Origin of the sequence: Sphingobium sp. LB126, assembly GCF_002795205.1 — a bacterium.
Taxonomy (GTDB): Bacteria; Pseudomonadota; Alphaproteobacteria; order Sphingomonadales; family Sphingomonadaceae; genus Sphingobium; species Sphingobium chungbukense.
Window position 1 is genome coordinate 115,000 of sequence record NZ_NETV01000001.1, and the last position, 23,681, is coordinate 138,680.

Consider the following 23,681-nt stretch of genomic DNA (forward strand, 5'->3'; position numbering starts at 1 on the left):
ATAGCCTTTCCATCATTTGATGACGAACGCATAGGGCATGATAAGGGGAAAGCCTTCCCGCCCCTTGCGGTCAAAGGTCACCGGAGGCCGCCACCCATGGCACGATAGAGTTCGACCATATTGGTCGCCCGCGTCAGCCGTGTGGCCAGCAGGCTCTGTTCGGCATTGTAAAGGGTCCGCTGCGCATCCAGCGTCGTCAGGAAAGCGTCGATACCCGCCCGGAAGCGCGCTTCCGACAACCGATAGCCTACGCGCGCGGAGTCCCGCAGGGATGTCTGCGCCTCCAGTTGAGCCGTCATCGTGCCCCGCCGGGCCAGTGCATCGGCGACTTCGCGAAACCCGGTCTGCACGCTTTTCTCGTAGGTTGCGAGCATCGCATCATATGTGGCCCGCGCATAACGCAGATTGCCCTGATTGCGCCCGAAATCGAAGATCGGGAGCGTGGCCGACGGCGCCACCGACCAGGTGTCGCCGCCCGACTTGAACAGGTTGGATAGACCCAGGCTCATTGTTCCCAGCGCCGCGGTCAGCGATATTGTGGGAAAAAAGGCCGCGCGCGCCGCGCCGATATTCGCGTTGGCACTCAACAACTGATCCTCGGCCGCCATGATGTCCGGCCGCCGCAGCAAGGCCGTGGACGGCAGGTCGACGGGCAGATTGGCCAGCGTCACATCCCCCTCCGGCATCGCTGTCGGCAGATCGCCCGCCGGCACCGTCGTCCCCGTCAGCAGATTCAGCGCATTCTGGTCCTGCGCCACCAGGGTCGTCGCCTGCGCAATGTCGGACCGCGCCTGGTCGTAGCTGGTCTGCGCCTGCCGCACTTCCAGTTCCGACGCGATCCCCTTGGCGAAGCGCGCCCTGGTCAGGTCCAGCGTCTGGCCGAAGGCCTTTTCCAGATCGCGTGCGATCTTCAACCGCTCCTGATCCGCCGCCATGGCGAGCCAGGCGTTCGCGATCTCGGCGATCAAAGCCGTCTGCGCCGCGTTCCGGTTCTCGACCGACGCGAAATATTGTTCCTGCGCCGCCTGGGTCAGGTTGCGCACCCGCCCGAACAGATCGATTTCCCATGCAGAAACGCCCACCGAAGCGGCATAAATATCGGTCCGTCCCGATCCGGCCTGGGAAAAGGGTGTGTCCTGATAGGTCGCGCTGCCATTGGCGCCGATCGTGGGGAAGATGTCGGCACGCCGCGCCTTATATTGCGCCCGCGCCTGCTCGACATTCGCCACCGCCACGCGCAAGTCGCGATTGTGGATCAGCGCCGTCTCGATCACCCGGGCCAGACGCGGATCGACGAAGAAATCCTTCCATGCCGTCTCCGCCGGAACGATCGCCACCCCATCCCCCACGGCATAGGACGGTCCCTGCGGGCTGGCGTCCGGAACGGGCAATGCCGGCCGCGCATATTTGGGTGCCATATCGCAGGCGGCGAGCGTCAACGCCAAGGCAAGAGCCGGGAAGAGCGTGATCCTGTTCATTATCCTCTATGCCTCCTGCGGAGCGCTGCCGCCCTCAAGCCCGTCTTCGTTCCGGCCGTGATGTTCGCGGAACAGCCGCTTCACCACCGTGAAGAAGACCGGCACGAAGAAGATGGCGAGTATGGTGGCGGACAACATGCCGCCGACCACGGCCCAGCCGATGGCGTTCTGACCGCCCGCGCCAGCCCCCTTCGCCACCGCCAGCGGCAGCACGCCGAAGACAAAGGCGAAGCTTGTCATCAGGATCGGCCGCAGACGCAATTTGCCGGCCTCCAGCGCCGCCCGTGCGGGCGACATCCCCTGCCGCATCTTTTCCTCGGCGAATTCGACGATCAGGATCGCATTCTTGGCCGACACGCCGATCGTCGTGATCAGGCCCACCTGAAGGTAGATGTCGTTGTTGAGCCCCACCAGCATCGCCGCGATCACCGCGCCGAACACGCCCAACGGCACCACCAGCATGACCGCGATCGGCACCGACCAGCTTTCATACAGCGCGGCAAGGCACAGGAACACGATCAGCATCGACAGCGCATAGAGTGCGGGCGCCTGCCCGCCAGAGGTCTGCTCCTCATAGGAGATGCCGTTCCATTCATATCCTACGCCCGCCGGCAGCTTGGCCGCCATTTCCTCCATCGCCTTCATCGCCTCGCCGGTGGACACTCCCGGCGCGGGGGCGCCCATGATCTGCATCGACGGCACGCCGTTGAAGCGTTCCAGCTTCGCCGGACCATGGGTCCATTCGGTCGTTGCGAAGGAGGAGATCGGCGCCATCACGCCGCTGCTTCCCCGCACGTGCAGCGCGCCGATCGAATCCGGCGTGGTGCGGAAAGGCGCATCGGCCTGCACATAGACGCGCTTCACCCGGTCGCGATCGATGAAGTCGTTGATGTAGCTGCTGCCCATCGCCGTGCTGATCGTGTCGTTGATGTCCGCCTGAGCGATGCCCAACGCCCCGGCAGCGGCCTGATCGACATCCAGCTTGAGCTGCGGCGTATCCTCCAGGCCATTGGGCCGCACCTGCGCCAGCCGCTTGTCGCCCATCGCCATGCCCAGCAACTGGTTGCGCGCCTCGAGCATCTTCTGATGGCCCAGATTGCCCCGGTCCACGAGTTGGAAGTCGAACCCCGTCGCATTGCCCAGTTCCTGGACTGCGGGCGGCGCGAAGGCGATCGCCATGCCGGCGGTGATCTGGCGGAAAGCGCCATTGGCGCGAAGCGCAATGGCCGACACCCTGTTGTCCGCCCCCTTGCGTTCCGACCAGTCCTTCATCCGGGCGAACGCGATACCGACATTCTGGCCCTGCCCAACGAAGCCGAAACCGGCAACGGTAAAGACGGCGGTGGCGTTCTTCTTCTCGTCGACCAGATAATGGTCGCGCACCTTGGCCAGCGTCCGCTCGGTCTCCTCCAGCGTCGATCCGGTCGGCAGCGAGACCTGGTTGATGATGACCCCCTGATCCTCATCGGGCAGGAAGCCGCCCGGCAGGCGCAGGAAGATCAGCCCCATGCCCACCACGATCAGCGCATAGACCAGCATGGTCCGGCCCCAGCGCCGCTCCACCTTCTCCACCGTCCGGCCGTAACGTGCGACATTGCGGTCGAAGGTGCGGTTGAACCAGTCGAAGAAACGACCGAAACGCGAACCCAGCACGCCCGTCCACTGATGGCTGTGCCCCTTGGGCTTCAGGATCGTCGCGCAGAGTGCCGGGGTCAGGATCAACGCCACCAACACCGACAGCACCATCGAGGAGACGATGGTGATGGAGAACTGCCGGAAGATCACGCCGGTCGAACCGCCGAAGAACGCCATGGGCAGGAACACCGCCGACAGTACCAGACCGATGCCGATCAGCGCGCCGCTGATCTCGTCCATCGACTTTTTCGCGGCTTCCTTCGGACTGAGGCCCTCGTCCTGAATGATCCGCTCGACATTCTCGACCACGACGATGGCATCGTCGACCAACAGGCCGATGGCGAGCACCATGCCGAACAGGGTCAAGGTATTGATGGTGAAACCCGCCGCATAAAGGATCGCGAGCGAACCCAGCAGCACCACCGGCACAGCGATGGTCGGGATCAGCGTGGCGCGCCAGTTCTGCAAGAAGATGAACATCACCACGAAGACGAGCAGGATCGCCTCGAACAGCGTGTGGATGACCTGATCCACCGACAATCGCACGAAAGTGGAATTGTCGAGCGGGAAGTCATATTTCACCCAGGCCGGAAAAGTCCTGGACAGGTCGTCGATGCGGTTCTTGACAGCGTCGACCGTATCCAGCGCATTGGCGCCCGGCGCCAGCTTGATGCCGAAACCGGCGGCCGGATGACCGTTGAACTTCGCGGCGAACCCATAATTCTCCGCGCCCAGTTCGACCCGGGCCACGTCCGACAGGCGGACCACCGACCCGTCGCTGTTGCTGCGGAGCATGATCTGGCGGAACTCTTCGGGCGTCCTCAGGCGCGACTGCGCCGTCACCGTGGCATTGAGCGCCTGCCCCTTGGGCGATGGCGTGCCGCCGATCTGCCCCGCCGAAACCTGCGCATTCTGCGCCCGGATGGCCGATTTGACGTCGCCCGTGGTGATGCCCAGATTGGCCATCTTATAGGGATCGAGCCAGACGCGCATCGCATATTGCGCGCCCAGCAACTGGGTATCGCCCACGCCATTGACGCGGCTGATCGGGTCCTGAAGCGCCGAAGCGATGAAATCGCCGGCATCCTGCTGATCATGGATGCCATCATCGGCATAGACCGCCATGATCATCAGGAAGGTCGAGGTGGACTTGGTGACACGCAATCCCTGCTGCTGCACTTCCTGCGGCAGCAGCGGCGTCGCCTGGGCCAGCTTGTTCTGGACCTGCACCTGCGCGATGTCGGCGTCGGTCCCCTGTTCGAAAGTCAGGGTGATGGTCAGATTGCCGGCGGAATCGCTGCTCGATGAAAAATAGCGGAGATGATCGATGCCCTTGAGCTGCTGCTCGATGATCTGGGTCGTCGTGCTTTCCAGCGTTTCCGCATTGGCGCCGGGATAGGTGGTGGCGACCGTCACCGCGGGCGCCGCGATCTCCGGAAACTGTGCCACGGCCAGCGACCGCAGCGCCAGCAGGCCCGCCAGCATGACGACGATGGCGATGACCCATGCGAAGATGGGCCTGTCGATGAAATAGCGGGCCACGGCTTAATTCGCCCCGCCCGAACCGGCTTGCCCACGGGATGCCGTCACCTGCTGCGGCGCGCCTGGCTTCACCACCGTTCCGGGATGCAGGTTGACCAGACCTTCGACGATCAGCCTGTCGCCGGCCTTCAGCCCCTTCGTGACGATCCACCTGTCGCCTACCGGCCGGTCGGTTTCGACCTGGCGCACCTCCACCTTGTCGCCTGCGCCGACCACCATCGCGGTCGCCCGGCCACGCGGATCGCGGGTGATGCCCTGTTGAGGCGCCAATATGGCCTGCGTCCGCTGCCCCTCGACCATTCGGGCGCGGACATACATGCCGGGCAGCAGCAGGCCGTCGGGATTGGGGAAGGTCGCGCGCAATGTCACCGCGCCAGAACTCGGATCGACCGTCACTTCGGAAAATTGCAGCCGGCCCTCGATCGGATAGACGGTGCCATTAGGCAACAGCAACTGCACCCGCGCGCCCTGATCCGCGCTGACGCCGCCCGCCTTCATCGCCTGCTTGAGGTCGATGATCTGCGCCGCCGACTGGGTGACGTCGACATAGACCATGTCGGTCCGCTGGATCGTCGCCAGCGCGTCGGCCTGGCCCGCCTGCACCAACGCGCCCGGCGTGAACAGCGATCGACCGATGCGACCGGAAATCGGTGCCCGGATCCGGGTGAAATTCTGGTTCACCTGCGCCGCCTGCACCGCCGCGCGCTGGGCCGCAACGTCCGCGCGCGCCTGCTGCGCGGACGCAGCGGCATTGTCCGCTTCCTGACGGCTCACCGCATTGATGCCGACCAGTTCCTTGTAGCGCTGCGCCTGCAAACCGGTCGCGTGAATGGAGGCCTGCGCCCGCGCCAGCGCGCCCTGCGCCTGGCCCAGGGCCGCTCGATAGGGCGCATCCTCGATCTCGTAGAGCAATTGTCCGGCGCGGACATCGGCGCCTTCGGTAAACAGGCGGCGGCGGATCACACCGCTGATCTGGGGCCTGACTTCCGCCGTTTCCGCGGCTGCGATGCGTCCGGGCAATTCGTTCATCAGCGGCGCCGTCTCGACCTTCATCGTCACCACGCCGACGACAGGCGGCGGTGGCACCGGCTGCTGTTTTTCGCCGCAGCCGCCCAGCGCCACCGTCGACGCGCAGGCGAGCAGCGCCACAAAAATCCCCTTTTGCATCGGCCGATGCTCCATTTCGCAGAGTCCAGAAACGGAATGAACGTTCATTCCGCTTGCGCCGCAGGTAGGAACCTGCCACAATTTGTTCAAGAGTAAAAAACAAGAGGCGGCATTTTGGTTGCGTTGCAACATGAACCGAGCGGTCGGGATCGTATCCTGGGCGCTGCGCGCGACCTTTTCGCCGCCCATGGCTTTCACCAGACGTCCATGGCCGAACTGGCTGCCGCCGCCAAGGTGTCGGTCGGCCAGATCTACCGCCTGTTCAAGGGCAAAGAGGATATTATCGACGCGATCGTCGCCAATGATACCCGCGACCGCGAGGCCATGATCCTGGCCCTGCAACGACGGCTGGACGCTGGCGAAATCAGCATCGAGCGCACCTTCGAATTGCTGTTGCTGGAAATGATGGACAATCCGCATGAGGCGCTGTCCTTCGATATATTGGCCGAAGGATTCCGTAATGAACGGGTGGCCCAGATCATTGCCGACATGTGCGCGCATTTCCGCAAGTCGCTGGGCGATTTCGCCACCATAGCCAATCCTGCCTTGTCCGGCAAAGCGCTGGAAGGTGCGGAGGAGATCATTCTGGCTTGCATGTTCGGCCTCGGCCATCGCAGCCTTTCGGGATCTGCGTTGAGCGCCGAATGCACCGCTCGACAGGCTGCCGACATGCTGGTCGCGGCCTTGCGCGCCATGAGCTGATCGGCCGGACGCGGCTTCCTTTCGTTCCGCCGCTTTGCAGCATGAAATGATGTGCATTGCCGCAACCGGAGCGGGAATGGCGCATTATGCCGCGCAGATCATTTCGGGAGGCAACATCTTGATTTCCGGTACATCTTTCGACCGCAGCTATTTCGAGGCGCGGCTCGACCGCAACCGCAGGCTGGCGGCGCGCTCCCGCAATCCCGAAATCCGGGCGATCCATCTGGAATATGTCCGCCTGTACAGCCAATTGCTGGAACTGAAGGACGGCGTTCCCGTCTGAACCCCGGTTATTTCGCGTCGCCCCGGACCTGATCCGGGGCGAGAAACCGGCTCCGTCAGCATGGCACGAAGCTCTATTGCGCGGCGACGCCTTCCGGCAGGACGACCGCCGACCAGCTCTTGCCGGGCAGCAGATATTTGGCCGCGAGCGCCTGGATGTCGGTTGGCGTGACGGTCAGCATGTCCTGCGCCATGCTCTGCATGGCCTGGACATAGCGAGGATCGTGGGTCGCGCCCTCCATCTGGTTCATCCAGAAGGCATTGCCCGTCCCGGCCCGCATCAGCAACTGCCGCATCGGCGCGACGGCGCGCTGCAATTCATCCTCGCTCACGGGATTTTTGGCGAGATCGGCGGCCGTATCCTTCACCACGCTGTAGAAATATTTGATCCGGTCCGGCCGCACCTGGCTGGTGACGAGGATGTACCCTCCGCTGTCATAGGAAAATGGCCAGTTGTTCTGGACACTGGGCGAATAGGCCGCCCCCTCGGTCGAGCGCAGCTTGTCGAACAGCCGGTCGTTGAATATCTGCGTCAGGATTTCGAGCTGCCGCGCCTCCTTCGTCAGTGCAAAGCCACCCGCCGTGGGCCATGCCATCACGGCCGCCGCCTGCTCCTTGTCGCCCTTGTGGCGCAGGACCACCGGAACTTCGACATGGGCCGGGAAGCGCATCAGCCTGTTCGCCGCCGGGACCGCCACGTCAGGCCGCGCCGGCAAGGCACCGAAGGTCGCCGCAACGGCCGCGATGGCGTCGTCCGCCTTGACCTGTCCGAAAATCTGGATCTCGATCGGCCCCGAAGCCAGCAACGGCTCCCAGGTCGCGCGGAACGCCTGCGGCGTCAGCCCGTCTATCTCGGCGCGAGAGGGTGTACGGAACCGCACATCCTTGTCATGCAGCAGCCAGTTGAGATCGCGCGCCAGCACGGAATCGGGCGCCCGCGCCATGGCGTCATAGGCAACCCCCGCCCCGGTCTTGACCCGCGCGATCGGCGCCGGGTCCCATCCGGGCGCGAACAGCTTGGTCGCGAAAAGCTGCAACTGATCCTTGTAGTCGGCGGGTCGTGTCACCGCCTGCAATTCGAAAGCGTCGTCGTCGATGGAGAAATCCATCCCCATGCGCCGCCCATTGGTCAGGTCATCCAGTTCCCGCTGGCCAAGCTTGCCGATCCCGCTCGCCACCAGCGCATAGTCCGCCGCCCAGCCCGCCACCGGCCTCGTCGGCGAAAAAGCCTGCTGTCCATGGCCGAAGCGAACGTTGATCCGCACCTTCTCGGTCTCGGCATCGTTGGCGAACAGGGTCAGCCTGACGCCGTTGGAGAAGGTGATGCTCTCCATCCCCGGCAGGCCGATGGGGGCGCGCGACACGACTTTGCCCGGCGCACCCAACTTCGGCAGGTCGGCCATGGTCACGACCTTGTCGCCCAGCCGCGCATTGGTCGCTGCCTTGACCGGCGCCGCGACCGCCGCCGCCAGCTTCGCGTCGACGCCGGGCAGGACCTTGCCGGTGATCAGCATCGCCCGGAACACCCCCGCCGAAAACAGCCGTTGCGTCGAATCCAGTATCTTCTGCGGCGTCATCATGGGCTTGCCGGAACGGAAGATGTCAAGCGCCGCCTGCGGACTGACCGTGGTTTCGCGGATATCGACCGCGCTCACCAGATCGCTCGCCTGCTTGGCACCCGCTTCCGTATCGGAATTTTCGACCTGGATCGCGAGCGCCGTATCCATCTGCGCATATTCGCGGTCGATTTCGATCTGGCTTGGCGGCGTACCCTTGGCATCCTCGATGATGGCGCGGACGTCGGAAAGCGCCTTTTCCCAATTGTCGCCGGTCGGAACCAGGGTGATGAAGGTGCCGTCCGCCGACCGGCTGACATCCTGCTGGTCCGCGCTTGCCTGAAGGAAGCTGCCGCCCGCCCGCGCCGCCTGCTCCAGACGGCGGTTGATGATCTGCAGGGCCAGCATGTCGGTCAGCTTGTCCTGGTTGTAGACGATGGTGTCGGCACGCGGTTTCCATGGCCGCAACCACGCCATGGTGAGCCCGGTGGGCACGCCGGGTTCCACCGTCACCCTGGTCGCGGGCGCCTTGGCATCGGGCTCGCCGAAATCGGGCAGCGGCACACCCTTGCCGGGCACCGTCCAGCCCGCGAAATTATCCTTGAGCAATTGTTCGGCCAGCGCCGGATCGATGTCGCCCGCGATCGAGATCACCGCATTTTCGGGCCGATACCAACGTTGGTGGAAAGCCTCCATCTTCGCCGCCGTCACGGCATTCAGCGTCGCCACCGTGCCGATGGGACTATGATCGGCCAACGGCTGCCCGGCGAAGAAATGCTGGCGCGTCGCGTCGGAAATCCGCATCTGCGGCCCATCGCCCTCGCGCTTCTCGGCCAACACGACCGCCCGCTCGGCGTTGACGGCGCTATCCACGATATTGGGATCGATCATCATGCCTGAAAGGATCTTCAGGCTCTCCCCCAGGCTCGCCTGCGTCGCCTGCGGCAGATCGAGCGCGTAGGTCGTGCCGGTGGGCGTCGTCTGCGCATTGCTATCGCTGCCGAAGGTCACGCCCAGCCGCTGCCAGATGCGCTTGGATTCGCCGTCAGGCACATGGCGGGAGCCGCGGAAGGTCAGATGCTCCATGAAATGAGCATAACCCAGTTCATCGGGCCGCTCCATCAGCGACCCGGCATCAATCCGCAACCGCACCGAAACCTGCCCCGGCGGCACGCCATTGCGCCGGATCGCATAGCGCAATCCGTTGGACAGCTCGCCAAATCGCCAGGCCGGATCGATCGGCACATCGCTGTTCTGGTAGAGCCAGGGCCTGACCTGCGCCTTGGTGGAACCGGGGACGGCGGGCGCAGCAGTCGGATCCACCTTCGCCGCCAGAGGCGTGGAAACTCCCGATAGCAACAGGGCCAGGACGGAAAGCGAAGCGGCAGAGCGCCGGAAGGAAAAGCTCATGAGGCCCTAGCCTAAAGAGATTTTCCTGAATGACCACTGACAAAGAAGGCCACCGGCAAAGGCAGGAGGAGCGAAGATCATGATAGGACATGCTCCTCCCAAAGCGGGAACCAATTCAGACGGCGGCCCCGGGTTCCTGCTTTCACAGGGGAAGGGCGTACCACTCCTTCAAAAGGAGGGCAGCTTACCGCCCGCCGGTCTTCTGCACCGCGCCCTTATGCGCGCCGACACCGCCGCCGCCGCCGCGCCGCCGCCGGAAATTCTTCTTCGCCGGCTGGGCCTCGCCATCGGGACGATGCGCCCGCTCGGCATTGCCGCGCTGCTGCTTCTGCTGGTCCTGATAACGGCGCTGGCCATCGGCGCGCTTGGCCTTCTGCTCCGGCGTCTGCTCGCGCCCCTTGCGCTGCGGCGCGGCCTTGGGAAGGTTGCGCACGGCCTCGACGAAATTCTCGGGCAGCGGCACGACGTCCAGCTTCACCTTGGTCGTCCGCTCGATTGCCTTCAGATAGGGCCGTTCATCATCCGCCACGAAACTGATCGCGACGCCCTCGGCCCCGGCCCGCGCGGTTCGGCCGATACGGTGAACATATTGCTCCGGCACATTGGGCAGCTCGAAATTGATGACGTGGGACACGCCCGAAACGTCGATCCCGCGCGCCGCGATGTCAGTCGCCACCAGCAGCTTCACATGGCCATGACGGAACGCCTGCAAGGCGGTGGTCCGCTGCGCCTGGCTCTTGTTGCCGTGGATCGCCACGGCCTGGATGCCCGCACCCTCCAGGAAGCGCACGACCCGATCCGCGCCATGCTTGGTCCGGGTGAAGATCAGGGCGCGATCGATATCCTCGCTCCTGATCGTGAGGTTGAGCAGCGCCTGCTTCTCCATCTGGTTGACGAAGGTCGCCTGCTGACGCACCCGCTCGGCCGTGGTCGACTGCGGCGCGACGCTCACCTTCACCGGATCGTTGAGGAACTGCGCGGCCAGCGCCTCGATCTCGCCCGGCATGGTCGCGGAGAAGAACAGGTTCTGCCGTTCTCTGGGCAGCAGTTTGGCGATCCGCTTCAACGGATGGATGAAACCCATGTCCATCATCTGGTCGGCTTCATCGAGGACGAAAATCTCGGTATCCTTGATCGTGAACGCCCGCTGGTCGATCAGGTCGAGCAGACGCCCGGGCGTCGCCACGACGATATCCACGCCACGCCCCAAGGCGCGGATCTGCCGGTTGATCGGCACGCCGCCGAACACGACTTCGACGGAAAGCTTCAGGAAGCGCCCATAGTCGCGAAAGCTCTGCGCGATCTGCGCTGCCAGCTCGCGCGTCGGCGACAGCACCAGCATGCGGCAGCCCTGAAGCGGCGTCGGCTTCGGGTTACGGGCGAAATGGTCAAGGCTCGGCAGCGCGAAGGCCGCCGTCTTGCCGGTGCCGGTCTGGGCGATGCCGCACAGATCCTTGCCCTGCAAAAGGACGGGAATGGCCTGACTCTGGATCGGCGTCGGCGAAGCATATTTCTTGGCGGCGAGCGCTTTCAGAATGGGCTCGGAAAGGCCAAGGTCGGTAAATTGCATAAATTGAACTCACAAGTCGGCCCACGCGCCGACTTGAACTGCACGGACGCAGCAAGGGCGCAAGGCGGGTTACGAAACGACCCGCGTGAAAAGGGAAGCCTCAAAGCTTGGCGCAGACTTTCATTGGCCGGCCCCAATGCCTGTCCGGCCGGAGCGATCACGCTGCCAATCGCTGATAAGGGCAAAGCCCAACTGCTGCGCTGCGGCGCATATGATGGGAAAAACAGGAAAAAGCAAGTGGATGCTGGAAACCCGCCTACAAAGGGCCGATTTCTGTGGATTATCATCACGCCCGGCCTCGTCATCCCGGATCAAATCCGGGGTGACGGGAATGGCAATGCCTTGAACCGCGCGCCCCTAAAGCGACACTTCGACATGTTTGCCGCGCATCTCCTCGCGCACGTCGCCGCCGAACATCTGTTTGAACATTCCACCCAGCGACATGTCCGCCCGCCAGATTTCCGCATGCCCCAGATCGAAGCGCAGCATCAGCAGGTGCGGGTCCTGCCGCCCGCCGGGATACCAGCTCGCCACATCATGGGTCCAATAGCGGTCGATCACCGCCGGGTCCGTTTCCTCGACCAGCGTCCCGTCGATGCAGGCGAACAGGAAATGCCCCTTGGCGACAAATTGCGCCATCGCCGGCCCACCCGCCGCCAGCCGGTTCTCCCGCGTAGTGTAGAACCAGAAGCAATGGCTCGCGCCCGGATCAAGCTGCGCCGTCATCGGCATGCTATGTGCATGCGATCCCTGAAGTCCGACCATCAGAAAGGGGCTTTGGGACAATTCGGTCCAGAAACGGCGGCGGATGTCGGACTCGTTGCTCATATCTTCTCTCCATCGTGTCTTCGCGAAAGACTCAATCGACGGCACCAAGCGAAGTTCCGACAGGCAATTTAGCACGAAAGCTTGATCTTGCGCACTCTTCTCTCCACATAGCGCGCATGTTGATCGAGACCGAACCGACGCCCAATCCGGCCACCGTCAAGTTCCTTCCCGGCCGCGTGGTCATGGGCATGGGCACTCGCGATTTCGCGACGCCGGAGGAAGCGGAAGCCTCTCCGCTGGCCGACGCCCTCTTCGGCCTGGGCGACGTGACCGGCGTGTTCTTCGGCGGCGACTTCATTTCCGTGACCATCGCACCGGGCGCGCAGTGGAGCGATGTGAAGCCGGATATCCTGTCCGTCCTGCTCGATCATTTCTCGGCCAACATGCCCCTCTTCACGCCGGGTTCGGCCGGCGAGATCTTCGTGCCGGCAGAGGAGGAATTCGCCGACGATCCGGAAGATGCGGAAATCGTCGCCCAGATCCGCGAACTGATCGACACCCGCGTCCGCCCGGCCGTAGCCAATGACGGGGGCGACATCATCTATCGCGGTTTCGACAAGGGAACCGTGTATCTGCGGATGCAGGGCGCCTGCTCGGGCTGCCCCTCCTCCACCGCGACGCTCAAGAACGGTATCGAGCAACTGCTCAAACATTATGTCCCCGAAGTGACCGAGGTTCGCGCCGTCTGAACGCCGAGATCAATCGGGAACGGCCAATTGGCAAACCGGTCCTGATCGATTAACCGCTGAACCAGGCGCCCCGTCGGGCGAACGCATTACAGGGGTCTTCTTTGCGTATCTTGGTCATCGACACCGCGACACAGGCGCTGTCCGTCGCGCTGCTCGATGATGGTGCGCCGATCGGTCATTTCCATGAGATCGTCGGGCGCGGCCATGCCGAAGCCTTGCTGCCCGCCATCGCCTCCATGCCCGACGGCGGCAAGGCCGACGCCATCGCCGTCGATGTCGGACCGGGCAGCTTCACGGGCGTGCGCATCGGCATCGCCGCGGCCCGCGCGCTGGCGCTGGCCTGGGGCGTTCCGCTGCACGGCTATGGCGCGCTCAGCCTGATCGCCGCCAGGGCGGCGGCCAGGCATGAGGGCGGCCTCCTCACCGTCACCATCACCGGCGGCCATGGCGAGTTGTTCTGGCAGAGCTTCTCCCCGGACGGATTGACATCGCTCACGCCCCCCGCTTCCACCCCGATCGCGACGCTGGCACAGAAACTCGACCAACCGCTGCTCTACGGTACGGGCGCCGAAGCGCTGGTGACGGCGCGCGGCCATGGCACGGCGATCAACCTGTACCCCGATGCCGCCGACTATCCCCTGATCGCCGCCCAGCCCGCACTGCCGCCTTCGCCCGTCTACTGCCGCGGCGCCGATGCCCGCCCGATGGCGGAACGCGCGGCGCCATGATCCCCGGTCTCACCCTCCACACCTATGACGACGGCGAGCGCAACGCCATGAGCGACGCCATGGACGTCATGGGCCGCGCCTTCGATCCCGCTTATGGCGAGGCATGGACCCTGCCGCAGCTTGCCGGCGTGATGACGATGCCCGGCACCTGGCTCACCATCGCCCGGATCGACGCCGCGCCGCTGGGTTTCGCGCTGGTGCGTTCCGTGCTGGACGAATGCGAATTGCTGCTCCTGGCGGTCAGTCCGCTCTGGCGCGGGCGCGGCATTGGCGAGGCCCTCCTGGTCGACAGCCTCAAGACGGCGCGCAGACGCAACATTACGTCGATGAATCTGGAAGTTAGGGCATCCAATACAGCGATCAGGCTGTATGAAAAGATCGGCTTCGAATATGTACACCGCCGCCCTGGTTATTATCGCGGTAACGACGGACAACTTCACGATGCGCTAAGCTTCCGTATCGACATGCTTCGGTAATCTAAATCAACGCTTGCCAAAAAGAAACCGGGGGTATAGCTGACCCATACCGCCCCTGAAATGATTTTCCTGGTGCGGGTCGCATCACCAATAGCCTTCACAGGAAAAAGAAATGGAAACCGAATCGGCCCAGAGCGAACTGCTCATTACTTTGACTTCGGACATTGTGGCGGCTCATGTCTCCAACAACAGCGTCGCCGTCTCCGACGTATCTACGCTGATCCAGAATGTGCATGCCGCGCTTTCGGGGCTTGCCACGCCGGCCGCCGCGCCGGAAGTGAAGCCGGAACCCGCGGTGTCGGTCCGCTCGTCGATCAAGCCCGACTATATCATCTGCCTGGAAGACGGCAAAAAGCTTAAGATGCTCAAGCGCCACCTGATGACCCACTATCAGATGACGCCGGAGGATTATCGCGCCAAGTGGAGCCTGCCGGCCGATTATCCGATGGTCGCGCCCAACTATGCCGAACAGCGCCGCAGCCTGGCGAAGAAAATCGGCCTGGGTACCAAGCGCCGCCGCACCCGCGCAGCCAAATAATCCGGCCCCCTGTGGGCAAAACTCATGCAAAAGGGGGCGTGCTGATGGCACGCCCCCTTTTACGCTATGGCAAAAGCCGCTAGGCTCGCGCCGATTGACCGCAAATTCCAGCAAGTGAGCCTGCATGAACCGCAAGATCGACGTAGAGGCCCTTTGCCATGAAAAGGGCCTGCGCATTACCGAACAGCGCCGCGTCATCGCCCAGGTGCTGAGCGACGCCACTGATCATCCCGATGTGGAGGAATTGCACAGGCGCTCTTCGGCGATCGATCCGGGCATTTCGATCGCCACCGTCTATCGTACCGTCCGCCTGTTCGAGGAAGCGGGCATTCTCGACCGTCACGATTTCGGCGACGGCCGCGCCCGCTATGAAGCGGCGCCCGAATCCCATCACGACCATCTGATCGATGTCGAAACCGGCAATGTGATCGAGTTCGTCGATCCTGAACTGGAACAGTTGCAGAAGCAGATCGCCGAAAAGCTCGGCTTCCGCCTGGTCGACCATCGCATGGAATTGTACGGCGTCGCGCTCGATCGCAAACACTGAGGCAGCTTGGCCAGACTTCGCCGCATCACGCGCACCGGGGCGCTCGCCGCCAGCCTGCTGTTCTGCCTGATCCCCCATCTATTCTGGCGCGCCGCCCATGCACGCTCCCCCTGGCCGAGGCGCTTTCTGGGGCTGGCCGCGCGCTCGGTCGGCGCCCGCGTCGCCATAGAAGGCCATCCCTTTCAAGGCGACAGCTTCATCATCGCCAATCATGTGAGCTGGGTCGACATATTGGCGCTGGGCGGCGCGACCGGCACGGCCTTCGTCGCGCATGACGGCATAGCGGGCTGGCCGATCATCGGCTGGCTCGCCGCACAGAACAACACGCTGTTCGTCGCCCGCAACCGGCGCGGCGCCCTCTCCTCGCAGCTCGAGGCGCTACGCGCCGCACTGGCCGGGCACCAGCCGGTGACGCTGTTCCCGGAGGGCACCACCAGCGACGGCACGGGCCTGCTGCCCTTCAAGCCCTCCCTGCTTGCGGTCCTGCTCCCACCGCCGCGCTCCGTCCGTATCCAGCCCGTGCATATCGATTATGGCACGGCGACCCCGGAAATCGCCTGGCACAGCGGCGAACCGGCCGGCGCCAATGTGAAAAGGCTGCTGGAACGCAAGGGCCGGCTCGACGTCACCTTGCGTTTCCTGGAACCGTTCGACCCCGCCATCTGCCCGGATCGCAAGGCGCTCGCGACGATGACGCAGGAAAGGATCGCCGCCAGCATCGCAAGCTTCCCCTCGCAACCCAGGCCCTGTATAGCTGGACCGCATGAATCGTAACGACGCCCCAAAGACTCCAGCGACTTTCCACGTCAAATCCTTCGGCTGCCAGATGAACGTCTATGATGGCGAGCGCATGGCCGAAATGTTGGGCGAGCGCGGCATGACCGCAGCGGCGGAGGGCGCCGAGGCCGATCTCGTCATTTTGAACACCTGCCACATCCGCGAAAAGGCGGTGGACAAGGTCTATTCCGACATCGGCCGCATGACGCGGGAGGACGGCAGCCGCCCGATGATCGCCGTCGCCGGCTGCGTCGCGCAGGCGGAGGGCAGCGAAATCCAGCGCCGCGCCCGCAATGTCGACATCGTCGTCGGTCCGCAGGCCTATCATCGCTTGCCCGACCTCATCGACAAGGCCGGTCGGGGCGAGGCCGCCGTCGACACCGACATGCCGCTGGCCTCGAAATTCGGCGCCCTTCCTGCCCGCACCAAGCAGGCTCGCCCGACCGCCTTCCTGACGATCATGGAGGGCTGCGACAAATTCTGCACCTATTGCGTCGTCCCCTATACGCGCGGCGCGGAAATCAGCCGGACCTGGTCCGCCATCCTCGATGAGGCAAAGGCTCTGATCGACGGCGGTGTGCGCGAAATCACCCTGCTCGGCCAGAACGTCAACGCCTGGGAAGGCCAGGATGACAAGGGTCGCACGCAGGGCATGGACGGCCTCGTCCGCGAATTGGCCAAGATCGATGCGCTGAAACGCATCCGCTACACCACCAGCCATCCCAACGACATGAACGACGGCCTGATCGCCGCCCATGGCGACGAACCGAAATTGATGCCGTTTCTCCATCTGCCGGTCCAGTCGGGCAACGACCGGGTGCTCAAGGCCATGAACCGCAGCCACAGCGCCGACAGCTACCTCCGCATCATCGACCGCGTCCGCGAAGCGCGCCCGGACATCGCGCTGTCGGGCGACTTCATTGTCGGCTTCCCCGGCGAAACCGATGCCGAGTTCGAGGATACGCTGAAGATCGTCGAGCAGGTCCGCTACGCGCAATGCTATAGCTTCAAATACAGCCCGCGCCCCGGAACCCCCGCCGCCGACATGGATCACCAGATCCCTGCCGCACTGATGGACGAACGCCTCGCCCGCCTTCAGGCGGTCATCAACCGCCATCAGGCCGAATTCAATGCCGCGACCGTGGGCCGCCGCACGGAGATATTGCTGGAGCGCAAGGGCCGCCATCCCGGCCAGCTCATCGGCAAGTCGCCCTGGCTCCAGTCGGTCGTCGTCACCGCCCCGGACCTGTCCATCGGTGACATGGTCGAAGTCGATATCATCAGCGCCGGTCCGAACAGTCTGGCCGGGCAACCCAGCAGGAGGAAGGCCGCTTGAACCCAAAACCAGTCGTTCCCGTGACAACGGGAACCCATCTCCGAACCTGTCCGCCAGGCGCAACGAGAAGGAGATGGATACTCGCCCATGCGAGTGTGACAGGTGAACAGGGAGGCCGCTGAATGTCGAAGAAACCGAACCAGAACCATCGTACCGAACTGGCTGAACGGTCCCGGGCCGAACGCGCCCGTCTCGAAGTCACCTTCGACCGCCCGCACCTTCTGGGCGCGCTGTTCGGCCAATATGACCAGAATCTCGTCGCCATCGAAAACCGCCTCGGCGTCTATATCGCCGCGCGCGGGAACAAGCTCCAGATCGAGGGCGACGCCGAAGCCGCCGCCCGCGCCCGCGACGTGATGACCGGGCTCTACAACCGCATCGTCGCCGGACAGGAAATCGACGCCGGGGCGGTCGAAGCGGTCATCGCCATGTCCGCCGAACCGACGCTGGACGGCATCATCCGCCATGACGTGGCCGAACCGCCCAAGGTGATGATCCGCACGCGCAAGAAGACCATCGTCCCGCGTTCCGCGACGCAGGTGACGTATATGGAAGCGCTCACCCGCAACGACATCATCTTCGCGCTCGGCCCGGCCGGCACCGGCAAGACCTATCTCGCCGTCGCCCAGGCGGTGAGCCAGCTCATCACCGGCAGCGTCGACCGCCTGATCCTCTCCCGCCCCGCCGTCGAGGCGGGCGAGCGCCTCGGCTTCCTGCCCGGCGACATGAAGGAGAAGGTCGACCCCTATCTCCGCCCGATCTACGACGCGCTCTACGACACGCTCCCCGCCGAGCAGGTCGAACGCCGCATCGCGAGCGGAGAGATCGAGATCGCCCCCCTCGCCTTCATGCGCGGCCGCACATTGTCCAACGCCTTCATCGTGCTGGACGAAGCGCAGAACACGACGATCGCCCAGATGAAGATGTTCCTCACCCGCTTCGGCGAGGGCAGCCGCATGGTCATCTGCGGCGACCCGCGCCAGGTCGACCTGCCGCAGCCGGGCATTTCGGGCCTGGCCGACGCCGTCACCCGGCTGGAGGGTGTGGAGGGCATTTCGGTGGTGCCCTTCGGCATCAGCGACGTCGTCCGCCACCCGGTCGTCGGCCGCATCGTCCAGGCCTATGAAGGCCCGGATGCCTGATTTCGTGGAGTTTCCGGAAAATGATTGAAGTCGCCGTCCTCCATGAACAGGGCTGGCCCGATACCGATTGGGAATTGCTTGCCCAACGCGCCGTGGTTTCGGCCATCAGCCACAGCCCCTATGCCAATTTCACCACGGACGAGGCGCTGTACGAGGTCGCGGTCAAACTCACCACCGACGAGGAGGTCCATCAGCTCAATCGCGCCTATCGGGACAAGGACAAGCCGACCAACGTCCTGTCCTTCCCGATGGTGCAGTCCGACCTGCTGGAGGCCACAGCCAACACCGATGATGGTGAGGTGATACTGGGCGATATCGTGCTGGCGGAGGGGGTCTGCGCCGCCGAGGCTGCCGAAAAAGGCATCTCCATTGCCGACCATGCGACGCATCTCATCATTCATGGGACTTTTCATTTGCTGGGATATGATCATATGGAGGACGCCGAGGCCGAAGCGATGGAAGCGCTTGAAACGCAATCGCTGTTCAGCCTCGGCATTTCCGATCCTTACGGGGATCGCTAACAGGGATAATGGACGAACATGGCTGAAGGCAGTCCGAAGGACGGCAACGGTTCCAAGGAACCGGACAGTAGTAGCCACGAAGGCGGTTTATGGAGCGGCCTGAAATCGCTGCTCTTTGGAGAAGAAGAGAGCCATAGCCTCCGCCAGGAGCTGGAGGATGCGCTCGACGAATATGATGAGGAACAGCAGGATGAGGGCACGTCCCATCCTGCCAAGGGCGACCTGTCGGCGATCGAGCGCCAGATGGTTCGCAACCTCCTCCATTTTTCCGAACATACGGTCGACGACGTCGCGGTTCCCCGCGCGGACATCATCGCGATCGAGGAAAAGGCGAGCTTCGCCGATCTCGCCGCCTTGTTCGCGGAGGCCGGCCATAGCCGCATCCCCGTCTACCGCGACAATCTCGACACCATCGTCGGCATGATCCACATCCGCGACGCCTTCGCGATCATGGCCGGCAAGGCACCGGTCCCGGACAGCCTCGAACCGCTGATCCGCCAGCCGCTCTACGTGCCCGAAAGCATGGGCGCGCTCGACCTGCTGGCGGAAATGCGCGCGAAACGCACCCATCTCGCCATCGTGCTGGACGAATATTCGGGCACCGAAGGCCTGCTCACCTTCGAGGATCTGGTCGAGGAAATCGTCGGCGAGGTCGAGGATGAGCATGACGAGGAGCCGGAGGCCATGCTCGTCCCGCTGGAAGGCGGCCTCTGGGAAGCCGATGCCCGCGCCGAACTGGAGGATGTCGCCAAGGAAATCGACGAAAAGCTTGCCGACATCGAGGAAGATGTCGATACGCTGGGCGGACTCGCCTTCGTGATCGCGGGCCGCGTGCCCGAACCGGGCGAAATCGTCGAGCACGGGCAAAGCGGCTGGAAACTCGAAATCCTGGCCAGCGACGGCCGCCGCGTCACCCGGCTGCGGCTCCATCCGCCAGCAACGAAGGAAATCGAGGAAGAATCCTGAAAAGCCTGAACCTCGGCGACGGCGGGCCCTTCCGTCGCTTCCACTTCCCCTTGTCACCCCGGGCTCGACCCGGGGTCTTGCCGCCTTTCAGCCCCGTCGCCTTTCAGGAAAGTCTTTCGAACCGCGAAAGCATGAAAGATGCCCGGAACACCGCGCCTCGCTCGACCTGAGCCGCCTTGTCCTCCAGCAACCATATCAACGCCGGCCCGGCGAGCGCCAATATCCGTAAATGAACCGCTCGGGATCGGCATTGGCTGGGAAATATTAAGGGCTTGGCGCTAGAGCGCCCTGATGCGGCAGGAAAGACGGACATCCCCCCAGGCGCGGCGCGCGACCTTGATCCCAGGCCCCTGGACGGCCATGGAAAAGTGGCTGCTGGCGCTGGTCTGCCTCGCCACCCTGTTCTTCGCCTGCATTACCCCGCCCTTTCAGGCGCCCGATGAAAATCAGCATTATATGAAGGCGCTGATGCTGTCGGAAGGCCACATCCTGACCGAACGGCGCGGCGCAAAGATCGGCGCCGAATTGCCCGCCGCCGCCATCGACCTGCACGATGTCCATTTCCCGACCGGCGCCTCTCCCAAACCGCGTCGCTTCGACCGGACCATGCTGACGCGGGCATGGACCGCCGGGCAAGCCGAGCTCGGCCAGCGCCGCTTCGCCGATTTCCCCAATGTCGCCAGTTACGCGCCCTCGCTCTATGCTCCGGCGGCCTTGGGCCTCGCCATTGGCGACAATATGGGCCTGCCCCGCCTCGGCGCCTTCTATGGCGGCCGGATCGCCAATGCGCTGTTCGGCCTGGCCATGCTCGGCCTGGCTCTCCGCCTCATCCCCTTTGGCCGTCCTGCCTTACTCGCCATCGCGCTGTTGCCGACCTTTTCCTATCAAGGCGGATCATTGTCGCCCGATGCGGTCATCAACGGCCTCGGCTTCCTCGGCCTCGCCCTCGCGCTGCGCGCCGGTTTCACCGGCTGGACCGAAAGGCGCGGCCTGGCGCTGATCGTGACCGCGCCGCTGCTGGCGCTCGCGAAGGGAGTCTATCTGCCGCTCATGGCCGCCGGCCTGCGCTGGCCCGAGGACCGCCGCGACCTGCGCCCGCTGCTCCTGTTGAGCGCCATGGTCCTGGGTGCCATCGCCTTCATCCTGTGGATGAAACTCTCCGGCGGCAGCCAGGCGCTCTATCATATCGTCTCGCGCAAGACCGGCGAAATGGTCACCACGGCGCCGCTCGCCGACCAGCTGGCGGTCATCACCCACTCGCCGCTCGCCTATCTGCACGTCCTCGCCACCAGCGTCACGGAACGCGCGCCCGTCTATGCGCTCCAGACCGTCGGCCGCTTCGGCTGGAACGCCATCCTGCTGCCGCTGCTGGCCTATCCGCTCGCCGTGCTCATGCTCATCGGCGCGCTGTTCAGCGGATCGGAGATGCGCTTTTCCCTGGGTCAGCGCCTCTGGTGGCTGACGATCGCGATCGGCACCGCGCTACTGATCGAAACCGCCATGTACCTGACCGGCACGGCGCTTGGCGCCGACTATATCCAGGGCACGCAGGGGCGCTATTTCCTGCCGATCCTGCCGCTGGTCCTGCTCGCGCTGATGCCCGCCGATCCGATATACGGCGCCCGCGCGGTCTTTGCGGCGGGCGCAAGCCTGCTGCTGCTCATCGCAGCCGCCACGGCCTTCGACAGCTTCTGGGTCCATGGCTTCGTCACCGCCGACGGCATGCCGCCGCATCGCAGCCTGGAACGCGCGCTAATCCTGCCCTCGCCGCGCTGGTAGCCAGACCGCGCAAAGCGCCAGCCAGCCAAGCCCCTCGATCCATCCCGCCAGCACATCGCTCGGCCAATGCACGCCCAGCCACACCCGGCTGACTCCGATCAGCGCGATCGCCAGCCCGGCACCGGCATAACCCGCCCGCCGCCCGAACAGCAGCGCCAGCGCCCCGAAGAAGATCATGTTCCCCGCCGCATGGCCGCTGGGGAAGCTGTAGCTGTTCACCATGTCGAGATGCGGCAGAAGATCGGGGCGGGGCGCCGCGAATATCTGTTTGAGCGCAAGGTTGAGCAACGTGCCCCCGGCCATCACCGACAGCAGCCACAATGCGCATCGCCGCCGCCGGCCCCAGAGCATCGCGCAACAGGCCGTCAGCAGGACAAGCCGCCCCGCCGTTCCCCCGACCGCGGACGCCCCCTGCATGAGCCAGGTGACGCTCCCCCCTATCGCACTGTCCCGCGCCCGGCCCGCCATGCCCATCAGCCCATGGTTCATCGCGTCCAGCAGCCCCTGCCGCTGAACCAGCGCGATCCCCAGAACGCAAAAAAGCGCGAGGGCCAAAGCTCCCGCGCCTTTTGCCATGGCTTTGCGCCGGTCAGATATGGAGCGCACGCCCATAAGCGGCCAGCACGCTTTCATGCATGGATTCCGAAATGGTCGGATGCGGGAAGACCGTGTGCATCAGTTCCGCTTCCGTAGTCTCCAGCGTCTTGCCGATGGTATAGCCCTGGATCATCTCGGTCACCTCCGCGCCGACCATATGCGCACCCAGCAATTCGCCGGTCTTGGCATCGAACACCGTCTTGGTGAAGCCTTCCGCCTCGCCCAGCGCGATCGCCTTGCCATTGCCGATGAAGGGGAACATGCCGACCTTCACCTCATGACCCGCTTCCTTCGCCTTGGCTTCGGTCAGGCCGACACTGGCGATCTGCGGATGGCAATAGGTGCAGCCAGGAATATTGCGCACGTCCATGGCGTGCGGATGCACATCCTTGTTGCCCAGCGCCTGCGCGATGGATTCAGCGACGATCACACCCTCATGGCTCGCCTTGTGCGCCAGCCATGGCGGCGCGGTGACGTCCCCGATCGCCCAGAAACCATCGACATTGGTGCGGCCATAGGCGTCCGTCTTGATATGGAAACGCTGGTCCGGCTCTATGCCGACATCCTCCAGGCCCAGATTTTCGACATTGGGGACGATGCCGATGGCGACGATCACATGGCTATATTCGTCCGTGACATCCTTGCCATCCTTGCCCTTGATGGTCGCGGTCACGCCCTTGTCGCCGGTCGCGATCTTCTCGATCTTCGCGCCGGTGTGGATGGTCATGCCCTGCTTCTTCAACGCCTTTTCGAGGAAGTTGGAGACATCGGCGTCCTCGACCGGCACGATGCGGTCCATCATCTCCACCACCGTCACGTCCGCGCCCATATCATTGTAGAAGCTGGCGAATTCGATGCCGATCGCGCCGGAACCCACGACCAGCAGCTTGGTCGGCATTTCCGGCGGCGTCATCGCATGGCGATAGGTCCACACCCGCTTGCCATCGGCCTTGAGCTGCGGCAGGTCGCGGGCGCGCGCGCCGGTCGCGATGATGATATGCTTGCCCGTCAGTTCCTCGGCCTTGCCGTCCTTGGTGACGGACAGCTTGCCCTTCGCGATCAGCTTGCCCTCGCCCATATGGACGGTGATCTTGTTCTTCTTCATCAGGTGGGTGACGCCCTGATTGAGCTGCTTGGCCACCCCGCGCGAACGCTTCACCACCGCCTCGATGTCGGCGCTGATCTTCTCGGCCGCCAGGCCATAATCCTTGGCATGCTGCATATAATGGTAGATTTCCGCCGAACGCAGCAGCGCCTTGGTCGGGATGCAGCCCCAGTTCAAACAGATGCCGCCCAGATTCTCGCGCTCGACGATGGCGGTCTTCAGCCCCAGTTGAGCAGCCCGGATCGCCGCCACGTAGCCGCCGGGCCCCGAACCCAGGACAATGACATCGTAATTCTCAGCCATGATCAAA

The 23,681-nt window shown here is 64.1% G+C and carries 21 protein-coding genes; 13 read left to right on the forward strand and 8 right to left on the reverse strand.

All coding sequences use genetic code 11. The features are described from left to right. Window positions 1–77 precede the first annotated feature (77 nt). Genes CAF53_RS00580 through CAF53_RS00590 form a run of 3 tightly spaced genes read right to left on the reverse strand, consistent with a single transcriptional unit; the run spans window position 78 to window position 5,822 of the window. Window positions 78–1,478, reverse strand: a complete 1,401-nt coding sequence (locus tag CAF53_RS00580) for an efflux transporter outer membrane subunit (RefSeq protein WP_100236971.1) — start codon at window positions 1,476–1,478, stop codon at window positions 78–80. Between the two features lie 6 nt (window positions 1,479–1,484). Further along, the gene (locus CAF53_RS00585; protein ID WP_100236972.1) at window positions 1,485–4,655 is read right to left on the reverse strand and encodes an efflux RND transporter permease subunit; all 3,171 of its coding nucleotides are present in this window, start codon (window positions 4,653–4,655) and stop codon (window positions 1,485–1,487) included. A 3-nt stretch (window positions 4,656–4,658) separates the two neighbouring features. After that, entirely contained in the window at window positions 4,659–5,822 is a 1,164-nt protein-coding gene (locus CAF53_RS00590) for an efflux RND transporter periplasmic adaptor subunit (RefSeq protein ID WP_046763291.1), read from the reverse strand. A gap of 114 nt (window positions 5,823–5,936) precedes the next feature. Between CAF53_RS00590 and CAF53_RS00595 the strand changes: the two genes are divergently transcribed. Continuing rightward, window positions 5,937–6,524: a TetR/AcrR family transcriptional regulator gene (locus CAF53_RS00595; protein ID WP_046763048.1), complete on the forward strand. Its 588-nt coding sequence runs from the start codon at window positions 5,937–5,939 to the stop codon at window positions 6,522–6,524. A gap of 76 nt (window positions 6,525–6,600) precedes the next feature. Further along, entirely contained in the window at window positions 6,601–6,807 is a 207-nt protein-coding gene (locus tag CAF53_RS00600; RefSeq protein ID WP_046763049.1) for a hypothetical protein, read from the forward strand. A 73-nt stretch (window positions 6,808–6,880) separates the two neighbouring features. Here CAF53_RS00600 and CAF53_RS00605 read toward each other — a convergent pair whose 3' ends face one another. The 3 genes from CAF53_RS00605 to CAF53_RS00615 all read right to left on the reverse strand — a co-directional run bounded on the left by CAF53_RS00605 (window position 6,881) and on the right by CAF53_RS00615 (window position 12,170). Continuing rightward, a complete protein-coding gene (locus CAF53_RS00605; RefSeq protein ID WP_100236973.1) occupies window positions 6,881–9,772 on the reverse strand; it encodes a M16 family metallopeptidase in 2,892 nt (963 codons plus the stop codon). Between the two features lie 184 nt (window positions 9,773–9,956). Next, a complete protein-coding gene (locus CAF53_RS00610) occupies window positions 9,957–11,342 on the reverse strand; it encodes a DEAD/DEAH box helicase (RefSeq protein ID WP_100236974.1) in 1,386 nt (461 codons plus the stop codon). A gap of 357 nt (window positions 11,343–11,699) precedes the next feature. Next, entirely contained in the window at window positions 11,700–12,170 is a 471-nt protein-coding gene (locus CAF53_RS00615) for a pyridoxamine 5'-phosphate oxidase family protein (RefSeq protein ID WP_046763051.1), read from the reverse strand. Between the two features lie 116 nt (window positions 12,171–12,286). On the opposite strand from CAF53_RS00615, the gene CAF53_RS00620 reads away from it, so the two are divergent. The 11 genes from CAF53_RS00620 (at window position 12,287) to CAF53_RS00670 (ending at window position 21,669) form a co-directional block, all read left to right on the forward strand. Beyond that, window positions 12,287–12,859 carry a NifU family protein gene (locus tag CAF53_RS00620; protein WP_046763052.1) on the forward strand — a complete coding sequence of 191 codons (573 nt, stop codon included), beginning with the start codon at window positions 12,287–12,289 and terminating at the stop codon, window positions 12,857–12,859. 101 nt (window positions 12,860–12,960) lie between these two features. Next, entirely contained in the window at window positions 12,961–13,587 is a 627-nt protein-coding gene (gene tsaB / locus CAF53_RS00625; protein ID WP_100236975.1) for a tRNA (adenosine(37)-N6)-threonylcarbamoyltransferase complex dimerization subunit type 1 TsaB, read from the forward strand. Then, on the forward strand, window positions 13,584–14,063 hold the full coding sequence (locus tag CAF53_RS00630; RefSeq protein WP_046763054.1) for a GNAT family N-acetyltransferase: 480 nt from the start codon (window positions 13,584–13,586) through the stop codon (window positions 14,061–14,063). Before tsaB ends, CAF53_RS00630 begins: the two co-directional genes overlap by 4 nt. Window positions 14,064–14,175: 112 nt before the next feature. After that, window positions 14,176–14,601, forward strand: coding sequence for a MucR family transcriptional regulator (locus tag CAF53_RS00635; RefSeq protein WP_046763055.1), 426 nt, complete (start codon window positions 14,176–14,178; stop codon window positions 14,599–14,601). Window positions 14,602–14,725: 124 nt separating this feature from the next. Then, entirely contained in the window at window positions 14,726–15,148 is a 423-nt protein-coding gene (locus CAF53_RS00640; RefSeq protein ID WP_046763056.1) for a Fur family transcriptional regulator, read from the forward strand. A gap of 6 nt (window positions 15,149–15,154) precedes the next feature. Continuing rightward, window positions 15,155–15,922 carry a lysophospholipid acyltransferase family protein gene (locus tag CAF53_RS00645; protein ID WP_100236976.1) on the forward strand — a complete coding sequence of 256 codons (768 nt, stop codon included), beginning with the start codon at window positions 15,155–15,157 and terminating at the stop codon, window positions 15,920–15,922. Then, entirely contained in the window at window positions 15,912–17,261 is a 1,350-nt protein-coding gene (gene miaB, locus CAF53_RS00650) for a tRNA (N6-isopentenyl adenosine(37)-C2)-methylthiotransferase MiaB (RefSeq protein WP_100236977.1), read from the forward strand. The genes CAF53_RS00645 and miaB overlap by 11 nt, the downstream gene beginning before the upstream one ends. A gap of 122 nt (window positions 17,262–17,383) precedes the next feature. Then, window positions 17,384–18,403, forward strand: coding sequence for a PhoH family protein (locus CAF53_RS00655; RefSeq protein ID WP_100236978.1), 1,020 nt, complete (start codon window positions 17,384–17,386; stop codon window positions 18,401–18,403). A 20-nt stretch (window positions 18,404–18,423) separates the two neighbouring features. Then, the gene (gene ybeY, locus CAF53_RS00660) at window positions 18,424–18,924 is read left to right on the forward strand and encodes an rRNA maturation RNase YbeY (protein ID WP_046763060.1); all 501 of its coding nucleotides are present in this window, start codon (window positions 18,424–18,426) and stop codon (window positions 18,922–18,924) included. Window positions 18,925–18,942: 18 nt separating this feature from the next. Further along, window positions 18,943–19,890, forward strand: a complete 948-nt coding sequence (locus CAF53_RS00665; RefSeq protein WP_046763061.1) for a hemolysin family protein — start codon at window positions 18,943–18,945, stop codon at window positions 19,888–19,890. Between the two features lie 360 nt (window positions 19,891–20,250). Further along, window positions 20,251–21,669 (forward strand): DUF2142 domain-containing protein, encoded by a 1,419-nt coding sequence (locus CAF53_RS00670; protein WP_242443342.1) that lies wholly within the window; start codon window positions 20,251–20,253, stop codon window positions 21,667–21,669. On the opposite strand, the gene CAF53_RS00675 is transcribed toward CAF53_RS00670, so the two are convergent. Continuing rightward, window positions 21,643–22,281: a phosphatase PAP2 family protein gene (locus CAF53_RS00675; protein WP_100236980.1), complete on the reverse strand. Its 639-nt coding sequence runs from the start codon at window positions 22,279–22,281 to the stop codon at window positions 21,643–21,645. The genes CAF53_RS00670 and CAF53_RS00675 overlap by 27 nt on opposite strands. Then, on the reverse strand, window positions 22,259–23,674 hold the full coding sequence (lpdA, locus tag CAF53_RS00680; RefSeq protein WP_100236981.1) for a dihydrolipoyl dehydrogenase: 1,416 nt from the start codon (window positions 23,672–23,674) through the stop codon (window positions 22,259–22,261). The genes CAF53_RS00675 and lpdA overlap by 23 nt, the downstream gene beginning before the upstream one ends. Between the last annotated feature and the right edge of the window lie 7 nt (window positions 23,675–23,681).